The organism is Pseudomonas canadensis, from assembly GCF_000503215.1.
In the GTDB taxonomy this organism is placed as follows: Bacteria; Pseudomonadota; Gammaproteobacteria; order Pseudomonadales; family Pseudomonadaceae; genus Aquipseudomonas; species Aquipseudomonas canadensis.
The window spans coordinates 259,833-273,838 of the sequence record NZ_AYTD01000014.1 but is presented as its reverse complement, the minus strand read 5'-3'; the positions used below and the strand labels follow the sequence as shown (position 1 = coordinate 273,838).

Sequence of the window (14,006 nt, the reverse complement as noted above, 5' to 3'; positions counted from 1 at the left end):
TCTTGTTGTTGTCAGCTCAGCGGCCAGTGGTGTTGACAGGCTTGGCGAACGGCTTTGGCGCTGCTCAGGTCGAGCAGCCCTTGGCTCAGTTGCCGGCATTGCGCCGCGTCCAAGTGGCGGACGCGGTCCTTGATTTCTCCGATCTGCGGCGGGCTTACCGACAGCTCGCTGACCCCCAGGCCCACCAGGACCGGCGTGGCCAACGGGTCGGAGGCGAGGGCGCCACACACGCCGACCCAACGCCCGTGTTTTGCAGCGCCCGCGCAGGTCTGGGCGATCAGCCGCAGCAGCGCCGGGTGCAGCGCATCGACGCGCGCGGCAAGGCCGGCGTGGTCGCGGTCCATGGCCAGGGTGTACTGGGACAAGTCATTGGTGCCGATGGACAGGAAGTCCGCGTGCTTGGCCAACTGCTCGGCCATCAGTGCGGCAGCGGGCACTTCGATCATCACGCCCAGTTCGGGGCGCTGGGTCAGTTCCAGCTCCACGCACAACTCATCCAAACGCTGGCGGATCTGCAGCAGCTCATCCACTTCACTGACCATCGGCAGCAGGATGCGGCAGCGCTCCAGTGGGGAGACCTGCAGCAGCGCGCGCAGTTGCTGGTCGAGCAGTTCCGGGCGCACTTGGGCCAGGCGAATACCGCGCAGGCCCAGCACCGGATTCGCTTCGACCGGCAGCGGCAGGTAGTCGAGCTGCTTGTCGCCGCCCACGTCGATGGTGCGGATGATCACCGACTTGTCGCCCATGGCATCCAGTACTGCTTGGTAGGCCTGGCGCTGCTCCTGTTCATCCGGTGCAGTGCGACGATCAACGAAGAGAAATTCGGTGCGCAGCAGGCCGACGCCATCGGCGCCATTTTCAAACGCCACCAGGGCTTCGGCACTGGAAGCGACATTGGCGGCCACTTCGATGGTCACGCCATCGCTGGTGCGCGCCGGCTGTTGAGCCTGGGCCTGTTGCTGCTGGCGACGCCGTTTCTGCGCGTCACGAATCTGGTGCACTTCGGCGTGGCGCGCGTCGCTGGGTGCCAGTTCCAGGCGGCCGTTGGCGGCGTCCAGCACCACACGTTGACCTTGGGGCACATCGAGGACTTCGGCACCCAACGCCACCACGCAGGGCAAACCTTTGCCGCGAGCCAGGATCGCCACGTGAGAGGTGGCGCCGCCTTCGGCCATGCAAATGCCGACGGCCTGTTGCGCGCTGAGTTGCAGCAGGTCTGAGGGGGTCAGTTCATGGGCGCTGACAATCGACCCCGCGGGCAATTCGAAATGCCAGGCCTCACCCAGCAACGCACGCAGTACCCGTTGTTGCAAATCACGCAGATCGTTGGCGCGTTCGGCAAACAGTGGTTTGCCCAGGGCCAGCAATACCGCGCATTGCGCCTGGATTGCATCGCGCCAGGCGTGAGTCGCTGCGCTGCCTTTTTCGATGGAGCCGGTCGCGGCTTCCAGCAGGTTAGGATCTTCCATCAGCGCGAGGTGGGCGGCGAAGATGTCTTCTTCCTCGACGTTCTTGCGCTGGCGCGCTTGATCCAGAGTCATGCGAATTTCGCTGCGCACTTGCTCCAGGGCGGTGTCCAGGCGTTGCAGCTGCTCATCGGCAGTATGGTGGCCGGCGTCTGCCGGCAGTTCGATACCCGTCAGGCGGAACAGCGGCCCACATACGAGACCCGGAGCAGCACACACACCTTGCAACACGCCGGCTTCGGTGTTGGCTCGGCGTGGGGTGGCAACGACGGGGGCGTGGTGTTCGTGCTTGATGGCGGCGGACAAGGCCGCGACCAGTGCCTGTAACGCCGCCTCCGCATCCTTGCCGCGACAGCTCACACGCACTTCATCCCCTTCGCCAATACCCAGTCCCATCAAGCCAATCAAGCTGTCACACGAAGCTGATTTTTCACCGAAATGCAGCTGTGCCTGGCTGCTGAAACCCTGGGCCGTCTTGCGGATCAACGCCGCCGGACGCGCATGCAAACCACCGCGATGCGTGATGCGCACGCTGGCGCTGACTTCAGTGGCCGAGTTATCCACAGCGGCTTGAACCGCTGCCGCCGAACGCGCCACGACCTGCAACAACGGCTCGCCGACCTTGATCGATTGCCCGGCTACCGAACGCAATTCGAAACGTTCGCCATTGGTCAGGATGATCAGGCTGATCAAGCTCTTGCACTGGCGCGCAATGCGGTCCAGGTCAAACTGCACCAATGCTTGCCCCTTGCTCACCTTCGCGCCTTCCTTCACCAGCAAGGCAAAGCCTTCGCCGTTCAGTTCCACAGTATCGATGCCCACATGCATCAACACCTCGGCACCGTTCTGGGCGCGAATCGTCAGGGCGTGCCCGGTGCGCGCGACATGGATGATCACGCCGTCACAGGGCGCATGCAGGCAATCGTTCAGGGGGTCGATGGCAATACCATCGCCCATGGCGTGGCTTGCAAACACTTCATCAGGAACGTCGCCCAGGGTCAGCACGGGCCCGCTTAACGGGGCGCTGAGGGTCAATTCATTATTGTTGTAGGACATGGGCACGGTACTCATCAGGAAAACACCACTCAGTGAGTGCGGGTAACTTTGCTCAGGTGACGCGGCTGGTCCGGGTCCATGCCTCGGGCTTGCGCCAAACCTGCCGCCATCACGTAGAAACTCTGGATTGCCAGGATCGGGTCCAGGGTCTGGTGTTCGGCGCGGCTCAGGGTCAGGTCGCGCTCGACGATGTCATCCGGCGCAGCCAGCAATACACGGGCGCCGCGCTGGCGCATGTCGGCGGCCAGGCTCAGCAGGCCGGCTTGCTCGGCGCCGCGCGGGGCGAAGACCAGCAGGGGATAGTTGTCGCCAATCAGGGCCATCGGTCCGTGACGCACTTCGGCGCTGCTGAAGGCTTCGGCCTGGATCGCCGAGGTTTCCTTGAGCTTGAGTGCAGCTTCCTGGGCGATGGCGAAACCGGCGCCGCGACCGATGACCATCAATTGCTGGCAGTCGCGCAGGGCGTCGATGGCAACCGTCCAATCTTGCTTGGCGGCGGCACGCAGGTCATCGGGCAGGGCGCGGCAGGCTTGCAGCAACTCCGTTTCCTGGTTCCAGTGGCCAATCAGCTGCGCGCTGGCGCTGAGGGTGGCGATGAAGCTTTTGGTCGCGGCCACACTGTGTTCCGGCCCGGCGCACAGCGGCACATGGAATTCGCAGGCGGCTTCCAGCGGCGAGTCTTCGGCGTTGACCAGCGAAATGCTCAGGGCACCGCGTTTGCGTAGCAGACGCAGGCTGTTCACCAAGTCCGGACTTTGCCCCGACTGGGAGAAACCAAACGCCACCTGGCCGCTGACTTTCATTGGCGCCTGCAACAGGGTCACTACCGACATCGGCAACGACGCCACCGGAATGCCGACGTGCTGCATGGTCAGATAGGCGAAATAGCTGGCGGCATGGTCCGAGCTGCCACGGGCGATGGTCATCGCCACCTGCGGCGGCTGACGGCGCAGGCGGCCGGCGATTTCCTCCAGCGCCGGGTCCAGGCGTTGCAGTTGGGCGGCCACGGCGTCGCAGGAGGCCAGGGCCTCTTCAAGCATTTTTGAAGTCAATGGTTTCTCCTTCGACCATTACGTCGGTGAGTGTCAGGGAGCGGTCCAGGCGCACGCAGTCGGCAAAGCTGCCGGGTTGCAGGCGGCCGCGTTCTTCCAGGCCCAGGTAGTCCGCAGGAAATTGCGACAGGCGTTGTGAGGCTTCGCTGATGGGCAAGCCGATCTTCACCAGGTTGCGCAGCGCCTGGTCCATGGTCAGCGTGCTGCCGGCCAGGGTGCCATCGGCCAGGCGTACGCCGCCCAGGCATTTGGTCACGGTGTGGCTGCCCAGCTTGTATTCACCGTCGGGCATGCCGGCGGCGGCGGTGGAATCGGTGACGCAATACAGGCATGGGATCGAGCGCAACGCCACGCGCATGGCGCCGGGGTGAACGTGGAGCAGATCCGGGATCAATTCGGCGTATTTGGCGTGGGCCAACGCGGCGCCGACGATGCCCGGCTCGCGGTGATGCAACGGGCTCATCGCGTTGTACAAATGGGTAAAGCTGGTGGCTCCGGCGGCGAGGGCGGCGACGCCTTCTTCGTAGCTGCCCAGGGTGTGGCCGATCTGCATGCGCACGCCGCGTTCGCTGAGGGCGCGGATCAGGCCGTCGTGGCCAGCGATTTCCGGCGCGATGGTGATCACGCGGATTGGCGCCAGGCGCAGGTAGGCTTCCACTTCGGCCATCAACGCGGTGTGGGCGAAGTTGGGTTGGGCGCCGAGTTTTCCGGGATTGATGTAGGGCCCTTCCAGGTGCACGCCGAGTACACGGGCGCTGCCGGTAGGACGTTGCTCGCAGAACGTGCCGAGCTGGCCAAGCACGCTGGAGATTTCCTCCACCGGAGCTGTCATGGTGGTGGCCAGCAACGAGGTAGTACCAAAGCGCACATGGGTGCGGGTGATCGTCTCGAAGGCATCGCGGCCTTCCATGATGTCCGCGCCGCCACCGCCGTGCACATGCAGGTCGATAAAGCCCGGCAGCAGGTAGGGCAACTCGTTTTCAGCCGGGTCGCAGGGCGTGCCTTCGATGGCGACGACCTTGCCGTGCGCGTGCACCAGGCGGCCGCGAATCCAGCCGCTGGGCGTGAGGATGTTGTCTTCGGACATGGGCAGTTCTCTAAATTCGCAGTTCAGCGGAATAGTCGTGGCGACGCAGTTCTGCGACGAAGTCGTAGTAGTCGTTGCGGCAGTAGGTGTCGGTGATTTCGATCGGGGTGTTATCGGCGGTGTAGCCGACCCGGGTCATCAGCAGCATGGCGGTGCCGGGGGCGATGCCGACCAGCTTGGCGAACTCGTCCGAGGCGTTGATCGCCTGGATATGCTGCAGGGCGCGCACCACCGGTTTGCCGATGCCTTCCAGGTACTCGTACAGCGAGTGGCCGATGGCTTGTGGCTGTGGCAGCACCGAGGCGGGCATGGTGGTCATTTCAATTGCCATCACCGTGTCATCCGCCTTACGCAAGCGCTTGAGGCGAGCCACTTTGTCGGCGGGCGACAGGCCCAGGCGGATCATCTCTTCGTGGGTCGGCTGGGTCAGTTCACGCTCCAGCCATTGGGAGCTGGGCACGAAACCCTTGAGCCGCAGCATTTCGCTGAACCCCGACAGGCGCGACAGCGGCTGTTCCAAACGTGGCGAAATATAGGTGCCGGAACCTTGGTTGCGGCGGATCAGCCCTTGGGCAAACAACACTTCCAACGCCTTGCGTGCGGTGACGCGCGAAATGCTCAATTGCTCGCTGAGAACGCGTTCTGACGGCAGTGCCTGCTCGGACGTCCACTGGCCGGCATGGATCGCCGCTTCCAGTTTGCGCGCCAATTGCAGGTACAGCGGCGTGGATTGTTTGTCGTCGGGGCGCAGGGCCAGGATGGGATTCATCGTTAAGGTTTCCGATGCGGTTATTGGAGTGTTGTCGCCCGGTATGGGCCGGAAATTAATACCACTTAAATACCATGTCAATGCAGTCAAAATGGTGCAGGCATTGGTTTTCGGGCTCTGTAATGGGGCCTGGTATCAAGTGGTATTAGAGAGGTCTTTATCACGCGCAGAACTGCGCAGCCCGCGGGGGTGAACTGGTATTCACCGGCGGGCGTGGGGCAGGGCAGGAATTTTTTCGAATTATTTTACGAACGGTACGAGATTACGGACGAATCTCGATCAGGGTGCCGTCTTTGACCAAGTTCCAAACTTCGCGCATGTCCACGTTGCGCATGCCGATGCAGCCGTCGGTCCAGTCCAGGGTGTGGAACCACTGTTCCGGGTAATCCTCGGTGTCGGGGGTGCCGTGGATCATGATCATGCTGCCGGGCTTCACGCCTTCGCGGCGGGCGCGGGCGGCGTCGCTGATGTTTGGGTAGGAGATGTGCATGGCCAGGTTGAAGCGGTCGCTGGTCTTGCGCCAGTCGATCCAGTACAGGCCCTCTGGCGTACGGCGGTCGCCCTCGATCAGCTTGTGGCCCTTGGGGTTCTTGCCCAGGGAAATGCGGTAGGTCTTGAAAGGCTTGCCGTCGTTGATCAACTGCAATTGGTGGGCAGACTTGAGCACCAGGACTTTTTCGACAGGCTTGCCGCCCAGGGTTTGCACGGTGGAGGCTGGTGACAGCGTGGTGAACGACAGGCAGAGCAGGGCAAGCACCCAGCGCATCAAAGACGGTATCCCCAGTGTCATGGCGCGGGCTTTCCCATCGCCGGCACGGCTTCGCTGCGCACCGGGAACGACTGTTGCCTGCGGTCAGCGAAAAAGTATTCCAGGGTACGCCCGACCGTGCGGAAAGCCAGCTCGGACCAAGGGATGTCGGCTTCATCGAACAGCTGCACTTCCAGGCTCTCGGGACCGGCGGCGAAGTCCAGGTCGAGCAGGTCGGCGCGGTAGAAAATATGCACCTGGTTGATGTGTGGCACGTCGATCAGCGTATAGATGTTCAGGTTGTGCACGCGGGCGCAGGCTTCTTCCAGGGTTTCGCGCATGGCGGCCTGTTCCACGGTCTCGCCGTTTTCCATGAAGCCGGCGGGCAGGGTCCAGTAGCCCAGGCGCGGTTCGATGGCGCGACGGCACAGCAGCACTTTATCGCCCCACACGGGTACGGTGCCGGCGACGATGTTGGGGTTCTGGTAGTGGATGGTCGAGCAGTGATCACACACAAAGCGCAGGCGGCCGTCGCCTTCGGGGATGCGTTGGGTGACCGGTTTACCGCACTGGCTGCAGAAATTCATGCTGGGGTTCCTGGAAAGTGCGTCTATCTTGGCGTGACGGGCAGGGCGCTGCAACAAGTTGTCGTTTAGCGACACGGCGCGGGTTTTGGGGTTGGGCGCCCGCGAGCTTTGGTGCATGATGCAAGGTAGCCAACAGACCGAGATGACTCATGCTGGACGAGCTACTTCGCCGGGTAAGCAATCACACCCCCCACACGCTTGAAACCGACGGGCGTTTCCCCGAGGCCGCGGTGCTGGTGCCGATTACCCGCAGTGACGAACCTGAGCTGATCCTGACCCTGCGCGCCAGTGGCCTGTCGACCCATGGTGGCGAAGTGGCCTTTCCCGGCGGGCGCCGTGACCCCGAAGACCCGGACCTGATCTTCACCGCGCTGCGCGAGGCCGAAGAAGAAATCGGCCTGCCGCCCGGGCTGGTCGAAGTGATCGGCCCGCTGAGCCCGTTGATCTCCCTGCATGGCATTCGGGTTACGCCGTATGTCGGCGTCATCCCAGATTACGTCGAATACCTGGCCAACGATGCCGAAATCGCCGCTGTTTTCAGCGTGCCCTTGGACTTCTTCCGACAAGACCCACGGGAACATACCCACCGGATCGATTACCAAGGCCGCAGTTGGTACGTGCCCAGCTATCGGTTCGGCGAATACAAGATCTGGGGGCTGACGGCGATCATGATCGTCGAGTTGATCAACCTCCTCTATGACGATGCCAAGATCAGCCTGCACCAACCACCCAAGAGTTTCATCAACATCTAAGCCATCGCTTGAATGGCAACGCCGTGAGGAAACACCATGAAATACCGCCTGGGCGACGCCCGCGTCGAGACGCATCCACACAGCTGGGTGGCGCCGAATGCCACGCTGGTGGGCAAGGTCAAGCTGGAGGAGGGCGCCAATGTCTGGTTCAACGCGGTGTTGCGTGGCGACAACGAACTGATCCTGATCGGCAAGAACAGCAACGTGCAGGACGGTAGCGTGATGCACACCGACATGGGCTACCCGCTGACCCTGGGCACCGGCGTGACCATTGGCCATAACGCCATGTTGCACGGCTGCACGGTGGATGATTACAGCCTGATCGGCATCAACGCGGTGATCCTCAATGGCGCCAAGATCGGCAAGCACTGCATCATCGGCGCCAATTCGCTGATCGGCGAAGGCAAGGAAATTCCCGATGGTTCGCTGGTGATGGGTTCGCCGGGCAAGGTGGTGCGTGAATTGACCGACGCGCAGAAACGCATGCTTGAAGCCAGCGCTGCGCACTATGTGCATAACTCGCAGCGTTATGCGCGTGACCTGGTTGAGCAGGAAGAATGAGCCCGATCGAGCGCCCCGTTGCGTCGCCGTGCGTGAGCATTTGTGCATTGGATGACGACGATATTTGTACTGGCTGCCAGCGCACGGTGGATGAGATTACGCGTTGGAGTCGCATGGATAACGCCGAGCGCCGGGTGGTGTTGGGGTTGTGTCATGAGCGGGCGGTGACGAGTGGGCTGGTGTTTATGGTTTCCGGGAAATCCGGCGGCTGAGTGCTATCCCCTGTAGGAGCGAGCTTGCTCGCGAAAAACTCGATGACACCGCGTATAGTCAGGTACCCCGCGTAATCGTTAATGTTTTTCGCGAGCAAGCTCGCTCCTACAGGTTTTCGCCCCATGCTCTTCCTGATCGCCTACATTAGCAGCGTCGTGCTGATCAACTTCGCCTTCTCCACCGCCCCGCACCTGGACGTTATCTGGTCTGCTTGGGGTGGCCTGGTCTTTATCCTGCGCGACATGGTGCAAACCCGCTTCGGCCACGGTGCGATCATCGCCATGCTGGCTGCGCTGGTGCTGTCGTATGTCACGTCCGACCCAGCCATCGCCCTGGCCAGCGCCACGGCCTTCGCGGTGTCCGAGTGCATCGACTGGCTGGTGTTCAGCATCACCAAGCGCCCGTTGCACGACCGCCTGTGGATAAGTTCGGCGCTGAGTATTCCTCTCGATACCTTCATCTTTTTCGGCTTGATCGGCGCGCTCACCCCAGCGGTAGCGGGCACCGCGCTGGTGTCGAAATTCGCCGGGGTCACGGTGGTGTGGTTGATCATGGCCTGGCGCATCCGCAAGCGCGCCGTCGTCAACTGAGGCCAATTGCTGCAGTTCATGTAAAATGCCGGCCTTTCTCCCAATGATCCGCTCCCCTGAGGACCTGAGATGACCCGAATCGGAACTCCATTGTCGCCAACCGCGACCCGCGTTTTGCTGTGTGGCTGCGGTGAGCTGGGCAAGGAAGTGGTAATCGAACTGCAACGCCTGGGCGTTGAAGTGATTGCCGTGGATCGCTACGCCAATGCGCCGGCCATGCAGGTGGCGCACCGTAGCCACGTGATCAACATGCTCGACGGCGCTGCGTTGCGTGCGGTGATCGAGGCCGAGAAGCCGCACTTCATCGTGCCGGAAATCGAAGCCATCGCCACCGCGACCCTGGTAGAACTGGAAGCCGAAGGCTTCACCGTGATCCCGACCGCGCGCGCCACCTCGTTGACCATGAACCGTGAAGGCATCCGCCGCCTGGCCGCTGAAGAGCTGGACCTGCCGACCTCGCCGTACCACTTCGCCGATACCTTCGAAGACTACAGCAAGGCCGTGCAGGACCTGGGCTTCCCTTGCGTGGTCAAGCCGGTGATGAGTTCGTCGGGCAAAGGCCAGAGCCTGCTGCGCAGCGCCGATGATGTGCAGAAAGCCTGGGACTATGCCCAGGAAGGTGGTCGTGCCGGTAAAGGCCGCGTGATCATCGAAGGCTTTATCGACTTCGACTACGAAATCACTCTGTTGACCGTGCGTCACATCGGCGGCACCACGTTCTGTGCCCCGGTCGGTCACCGTCAGGAGAAGGGCGACTACCAGGAATCCTGGCAGCCGCAGGCCATGAGCCCGATTGCCCTGGCAGAGTCCGAGCGTGTTGCCAAAGCGGTGACCGAGGCCCTGGGAGGTCGTGGTCTGTTTGGCGTTGAGCTGTTCATCAAGGGGGATCAGGTGTGGTTCAGCGAAGTCTCGCCGCGCCCGCATGACACCGGTTTGGTGACCTTGATTTCCCAGGACCTGTCGCAGTTTGCGCTGCATGCGCGCGCAATCCTGGGCCTGCCGATCCCGTTGATCCGTCAGTTCGGGCCTTCGGCCTCGGCGGTGATCCTGGTAGAAGGCCAGTCGACCCAGACTGCGTTCGCCAACCTGGGCGCCGCGTTGAGTGAACCGGACACGGCGTTGCGTCTGTTTGGCAAGCCGGAAGTGAATGGCCAGCGCCGCATGGGCGTGGCGCTGGCGCGGGATGAGTCGATTGAAGCGGCTCGGGCTAAGGCGACCCGTGCTTCGAAGGCTGTTGTAGTAGAGCTGTAAGGCAGGCCCTGTAGGAGCGAGCTTGCTCGCGAAGGCATTTCAGGCGCATTGCGCGTCGGATGTTCCTTTTTCGCGAGCAAGCTCGCTCCTACAGGTGATTCGGTCTATCAGACGACCTTGTTCAAGTCATTATCCCGCGTCTCTTTCAGGCACAGCACAGCAATCAAGCTGAGCAGCGCTGCCGCCGACACATACCCGCCGACATAACTCAGCCCACCCATCGCCACCAGCTTGGTCGCGAAAAACGGTGCGGCCGACGCGCCTACAATCCCGCCCAGGTTATACGCCGCCGAAGCACCGGTATAACGCACGCGGGTCGGGAACAGTTCCGGCAGCATGGCGCCCATCGGCGCGAAGGTCACGCCCATCAGGAACAGCTCCAAGGCCAGGAACAGCGCTACGGCCCAGGTCGAACCGTGAGTCAGCAGCGGCTCCATGGTGAAGCCCGACAGGATCGCCAGGATCGCGCCGACAATCAGCACCGGCTTGCGTCCGTAGCGATCACTGGCCAGCGCCGCCAATGGCGTCGCCAGTCCCATGAACAGCACCGCAAAGCACAGCAGACCGAGGAAGGTCTCGCGGCTGTAGCCCAGGGTTGAAACGCCGTAACTCAGGGAGAACGCGGTGGTGATGTAGAACAGCGCGTAACACACCACCATCGACGCAGCGCCCAGCAATACCGGCAGCCAATGCTGACTGAACAATTCCACCAGTGGCACCTTGACCGGCGCTTCCTTGGCGACGGCGTTGGCGAACACCGGCGTTTCGTGCAGCTTCAGTCGCGCGTACAGGCCAACCATCACCAGCGCAGCGCTGAGGATGAACGGGATGCGCCAGCCCCAGCTGCGGAACTGCTCGTCGTTCAGGCTCATGGCCAGAATCAGGAACAAGCCGTTGGCGGCCAGGAAGCCGATCGAAGGGCCCAATTGCGGGAACATGCCAAACCAGGCGCGCTTACCCTTGGGCGCGTTCTCGGTGGCCAGCAGCGCCGCGCCGCCCCACTCACCGCCCAAGCCGAGGCCTTGGCCGAACCGCAGCACACACAACAGGATCGGCGCCCAGGCCCCGATGCTGTCATAGCCGGGCAGCAAGCCAATCAGCGTGGTACATACGCCCATCAGCAGCAGTGACGCCACCAGTGTGGATTTACGCCCGATGCGGTCGCCGAAGTGGCCGAACAGCGCTGAGCCCAGCGGGCGGGCGATGAAGGCGATACCGAAGGTGAGGAATGACGCCAGCATCTGTGCGGTGCCAGAGGTCTGCGGGAAGAACACCGGGCCGATCACCAGCGCAGCGGCCGTGGCGTAGATATAGAAGTCGTAGAACTCGATGGCGGTGCCGACGATGCTCGCCGTGGCGACCCGTGCAGTCGAGTTGGTCGGGGCGGCGGCGGGCGCGGCCACGTTGTAGGTGGTGCTCATGGTGGTGTCCCTGATGGTCATTGCGCGTTTGGACGCGGATTATTATTGGTCGAACACCCATGGATCAGGGTTGTGCGCGGGCAGGCTCGGGATGGGAGCGAACACCGGTCGGACACGATAAGGCGGTGCCTGGACACGCTGGGTGCGGGTAGCACGCGGTCGGGCGCGGCTCTGGTAAGCCGCACCGATTATAGGAAGGGGTTTGAACATACAACAAGGGGGCTGACACGCCGCAAATCAAAATGTGGGAGCGGGCTTGCTCGCGAAAGCAGTGGGTCAGTCAGCTCATCTTCAGCTGGTCTACCGCATTCGCGAGCAAGCCCGCTCCCACAGGGAGAATGTGTTTCGCCAGCAGCTTATACGGCGACCGGCATCCGGCTGGTGTGCCAGATCAGCACCTTGCTCACGCGGTTGTCCTCGGTCTCGAGGATTTCCAGGCGGTAGCGCCCGATTTTCAGGCACACCGCGCAATCGGGAATGGTCTCCAGCGCTTCGGTGACCAGGCCGTTGAGGGTCTTGGGGCCGTCGCTGGGCAGGTGCCAGTTCAGGCTCTTGTTGAGTTCGCGGATCGATGCAGCGCCATCGATGATGTAGCGGCCGTCCGGCTGAGGCTCGATATGCGGGTTGTCGGCACTTTGCTCGCTTTCGAATTCGCCGACGATTTCTTCGAGAATGTCTTCCAGGGTCACGATACCCAGCACTTCGCCGTATTCATCCACCACCATGCCCAGGCGGCGCTGCTGCTTGTGGAAGTTCAGCAGTTGCAGTTGCAGGGGCGTGCTTTCCGGGACGAAGTAGGGTTCGTGGCAGGCGGCGAGCAACGCTTCCTTGGTCAGGCTGGCGTCGGGCAGCAGGTGCTGGATCTGCCGGGTGTTGAGCACGGCCTGCACTTGGTTGATATCACTGTGGAACACCGGCAGGCGCGTACGCTGGGAGGTGCGCAGTTGCTCGATGATCTCTTCGATCGAGTCGTCCAGGTTGATGCCGTCCACTTCACTGCGCGGCACCAGGATGTCGTTGACAGTGATGTTGTCCAGGGCGTGGATGCCGGGCATGCCAGGGGTGTGGCCTTCGTCGGATTCGGCTTCCCGCTCGTCGTCATGGTCGGGCAGCGGTTCGTCGCTCTGTTTCACCACGCCGGATTTGCGTGCGAACGGGCGCAGCAGCAACAGGCTGATGCCATTGAGCAGCCAGGCCAGCGGGTAGAGGATTTTCAGCGGCACGCCCAACAGCGTATTGCCAAAGCCCAGCACGGCCTGCGGATGGCGGACGGCGAGGGCGCGGGGCAGGTAGTCGGCCAGAACCAGCAGGATCGCGCAGGAGATCATCCAACCCAGCCAGGGCCCGTTCTGCGCCCAGGCATAGATGGCCAGCAGCGTGCAGAGGATCACCACGGCGGCGCGACACAGGCTGTTGCACAGGATCAGGCTGTTACGCGGAAAGCTCAGGCGGGTGGCGGCCTTGTCGCCCTGGCGTGTGCCGGGGCGCAGGGCCAGCAGGTGTTGTTGCGCGGCTTCGATGGCGGTGAATAGTGCGGCCCATAGGACCAGCAGGGCGATTACCGCGAGCATCGGCTCCAGTGGCAGGTTGTCCATGATCGCTGCCCGTCAGATATGCAGGATGTATTCGCGGACCAGCTTGCTGCCGAAATAGGCCAGCATCAGCAGGCAGAAACCGGCCAGGGTCCAGCGGATCGCCTTGTGCCCGCGCCAGCCGAGGCGGTTGCGGCCCCACAGCAACACGCTGAACACCACCCAGGCCAGGCACGCTAGCAGGGTCTTGTGCACCAAGTGCTGGGCGAATAGGTTTTCGACGAACAGCCAGCCGGAGATAAGCGACAGCGACAGCAGCGTCCAGCCGGCCCACAGGAAGCCGAACAGCAGGCTTTCCATGGTTTGCAGCGGCGGGAAGTTCTTGATCAGCCCCGAGGGGTGCTTGTGCTTGAGCTGGTGGTCCTGCAGCAGCAGGAGCAGGGCCTGGAACACCGCGATGGTGAACATGCCGTAAGCGAGGATCGACAGCAGGATGTGCGCGAGGATGCCCGGTTCTTCATCGATCACCTGCACCGTGCCGGTCGGGGCGAATTGCGCCATCAGTACCGTAAGCACCCCCAGCGGGAATAGCAGCACCAGCAGGTTCTCGACGGGAATCCGGTAGCAGGCCAGCAGGGTCAATGCGATGACGGCAGCCGCGATGAGGCTGGCGGCGCTGAAAAAATCCAGGCCGAGGCCGACGGGCGTCATCAAATGGGTAAACAGGCTGGCAGCATGGGCCAGCAGGGCGAGGACGCCAAGGCCGACGAGCAGGCGTTTGTCCGCCTTGGCGCCTTGGGCCAGACGAGTGCCCTGGTAGAGAGTCGCAGCGGCATACAAAATGGCGGCGGCGAGGCTGGGTAGCAAACTGGGTGACAAAGGGAGCATAAATCCTGTTAGGCAAGCCCGAAAGGCGCTGAG

At 62.6% G+C, this 14,006-nt stretch carries 14 protein-coding genes; 5 read left to right on the top strand and 9 right to left on the bottom strand.

Annotation, left to right across the window (positions count from 1 at the left end):
* Window positions 1-11: 11 nt before the first annotated feature.
* The 6 genes from ptsP to U367_RS0116360 all read right to left on the bottom strand — a co-directional run bounded on the left by ptsP (window position 12) and on the right by U367_RS0116360 (window position 6,765).
* Window positions 12-2,522: a phosphoenolpyruvate--protein phosphotransferase gene (gene ptsP / locus U367_RS0116385; protein WP_028617823.1), complete on the bottom strand. Its 2,511-nt coding sequence runs from the start codon at window positions 2,520-2,522 to the stop codon at window positions 12-14.
* A 29-nt stretch (window positions 2,523-2,551) separates the two neighbouring features.
* On the bottom strand, window positions 2,552-3,562 hold the full coding sequence (locus tag U367_RS0116380) for an SIS domain-containing protein (protein ID WP_032864341.1): 1,011 nt from the start codon (window positions 3,560-3,562) through the stop codon (window positions 2,552-2,554).
* Window positions 3,555-4,661 (bottom strand): N-acetylglucosamine-6-phosphate deacetylase, encoded by a 1,107-nt coding sequence (gene nagA / locus U367_RS0116375; protein ID WP_028617821.1) that lies wholly within the window; start codon window positions 4,659-4,661, stop codon window positions 3,555-3,557. Before nagA ends, U367_RS0116380 begins: the two co-directional genes overlap by 8 nt.
* A 10-nt stretch (window positions 4,662-4,671) precedes the next feature.
* The gene (locus tag U367_RS0116370) at window positions 4,672-5,430 is read right to left on the bottom strand and encodes a GntR family transcriptional regulator (RefSeq protein ID WP_016977704.1); all 759 of its coding nucleotides are present in this window, start codon (window positions 5,428-5,430) and stop codon (window positions 4,672-4,674) included.
* Window positions 5,431-5,692: 262 nt separating this feature from the next.
* Window positions 5,693-6,196 (bottom strand): L,D-transpeptidase family protein, encoded by a 504-nt coding sequence (locus U367_RS0116365; RefSeq protein ID WP_028617820.1) that lies wholly within the window; start codon window positions 6,194-6,196, stop codon window positions 5,693-5,695.
* A 20-nt stretch (window positions 6,197-6,216) separates the two neighbouring features.
* Window positions 6,217-6,765 carry an NUDIX hydrolase gene (locus tag U367_RS0116360; RefSeq protein ID WP_028617819.1) on the bottom strand — a complete coding sequence of 183 codons (549 nt, stop codon included), beginning with the start codon at window positions 6,763-6,765 and terminating at the stop codon, window positions 6,217-6,219.
* Between the two features lie 149 nt (window positions 6,766-6,914).
* Between U367_RS0116360 and U367_RS0116355 the strand changes: the two genes are divergently transcribed.
* The 5 genes from U367_RS0116355 to purT all read left to right on the top strand — a co-directional run bounded on the left by U367_RS0116355 (window position 6,915) and on the right by purT (window position 10,132).
* Entirely contained in the window at window positions 6,915-7,517 is a 603-nt protein-coding gene (locus tag U367_RS0116355) for a CoA pyrophosphatase (RefSeq protein WP_016971944.1), read from the top strand.
* A 36-nt stretch (window positions 7,518-7,553) separates the two neighbouring features.
* Entirely contained in the window at window positions 7,554-8,078 is a 525-nt protein-coding gene (locus U367_RS0116350; RefSeq protein WP_028617818.1) for a gamma carbonic anhydrase family protein, read from the top strand.
* Window positions 8,075-8,290 carry a DUF1289 domain-containing protein gene (locus tag U367_RS1000000130965; protein WP_073860040.1) on the top strand — a complete coding sequence of 72 codons (216 nt, stop codon included), beginning with the start codon at window positions 8,075-8,077 and terminating at the stop codon, window positions 8,288-8,290. Before U367_RS0116350 ends, U367_RS1000000130965 begins: the two co-directional genes overlap by 4 nt.
* Window positions 8,291-8,413: 123 nt before the next feature.
* A complete protein-coding gene (locus tag U367_RS0116340; RefSeq protein WP_010207975.1) occupies window positions 8,414-8,881 on the top strand; it encodes a VUT family protein in 468 nt (155 codons plus the stop codon).
* A gap of 69 nt (window positions 8,882-8,950) precedes the next feature.
* Complete coding sequence (gene purT / locus U367_RS0116335) at window positions 8,951-10,132, top strand: formate-dependent phosphoribosylglycinamide formyltransferase (RefSeq protein ID WP_017139720.1); 1,182 nt, start codon at window positions 8,951-8,953, stop codon at window positions 10,130-10,132.
* A 107-nt stretch (window positions 10,133-10,239) separates the two neighbouring features.
* Here the strand turns inward: purT and U367_RS0116330 are convergent, their stop codons facing one another.
* From U367_RS0116330 to U367_RS0116320, 3 genes are all read right to left on the bottom strand, one after another.
* Window positions 10,240-11,553 carry an MFS transporter gene (locus U367_RS0116330; protein WP_028617817.1) on the bottom strand — a complete coding sequence of 438 codons (1,314 nt, stop codon included), beginning with the start codon at window positions 11,551-11,553 and terminating at the stop codon, window positions 10,240-10,242.
* A gap of 356 nt (window positions 11,554-11,909) precedes the next feature.
* Window positions 11,910-13,148 carry a transporter associated domain-containing protein gene (locus U367_RS0116325; RefSeq protein ID WP_028617816.1) on the bottom strand — a complete coding sequence of 413 codons (1,239 nt, stop codon included), beginning with the start codon at window positions 13,146-13,148 and terminating at the stop codon, window positions 11,910-11,912.
* A gap of 12 nt (window positions 13,149-13,160) precedes the next feature.
* Complete coding sequence (locus U367_RS0116320) at window positions 13,161-13,973, bottom strand: cytochrome C assembly family protein (protein WP_028617815.1); 813 nt, start codon at window positions 13,971-13,973, stop codon at window positions 13,161-13,163.
* Window positions 13,974-14,006 lie beyond the last annotated feature (33 nt).

Coding starts and splice junctions, on each gene's coding strand:
- U367_RS0116340 (WP_010207975.1), top strand. CDS start 8,414: ATGCTCTTCCTGATCGCCTACATTAGCAGCGTCGTGCTGATCAACTTC.
- U367_RS0116355 (WP_016971944.1), top strand. CDS start 6,915: ATGCTGGACGAGCTACTTCGCCGGGTAAGCAATCACACCCCCCACACG.
- U367_RS0116320 (WP_028617815.1), bottom strand. CDS start 13,973: ATGCTCCCTTTGTCACCCAGTTTGCTACCCAGCCTCGCCGCCGCCATT.
- purT (WP_017139720.1), top strand. CDS start 8,951: ATGACCCGAATCGGAACTCCATTGTCGCCAACCGCGACCCGCGTTTTG.
- U367_RS0116330 (WP_028617817.1), bottom strand. CDS start 11,553: ATGAGCACCACCTACAACGTGGCCGCGCCCGCCGCCGCCCCGACCAAC.
- U367_RS0116380 (WP_032864341.1), bottom strand. CDS start 3,562: ATGCTTGAAGAGGCCCTGGCCTCCTGCGACGCCGTGGCCGCCCAACTG.
- U367_RS0116360 (WP_028617819.1), bottom strand. CDS start 6,765: ATGAATTTCTGCAGCCAGTGCGGTAAACCGGTCACCCAACGCATCCCC.
- nagA (WP_028617821.1), bottom strand. CDS start 4,661: ATGTCCGAAGACAACATCCTCACGCCCAGCGGCTGGATTCGCGGCCGC.
- U367_RS0116365 (WP_028617820.1), bottom strand. CDS start 6,196: ATGCGCTGGGTGCTTGCCCTGCTCTGCCTGTCGTTCACCACGCTGTCA.
- U367_RS1000000130965 (WP_073860040.1), top strand. CDS start 8,075: ATGAGCCCGATCGAGCGCCCCGTTGCGTCGCCGTGCGTGAGCATTTGT.
- U367_RS0116325 (WP_028617816.1), bottom strand. CDS start 13,148: ATGGACAACCTGCCACTGGAGCCGATGCTCGCGGTAATCGCCCTGCTG.
- U367_RS0116370 (WP_016977704.1), bottom strand. CDS start 5,430: ATGAATCCCATCCTGGCCCTGCGCCCCGACGACAAACAATCCACGCCG.
- U367_RS0116350 (WP_028617818.1), top strand. CDS start 7,554: ATGAAATACCGCCTGGGCGACGCCCGCGTCGAGACGCATCCACACAGC.
- ptsP (WP_028617823.1), bottom strand. CDS start 2,522: ATGTCCTACAACAATAATGAATTGACCCTCAGCGCCCCGTTAAGCGGG.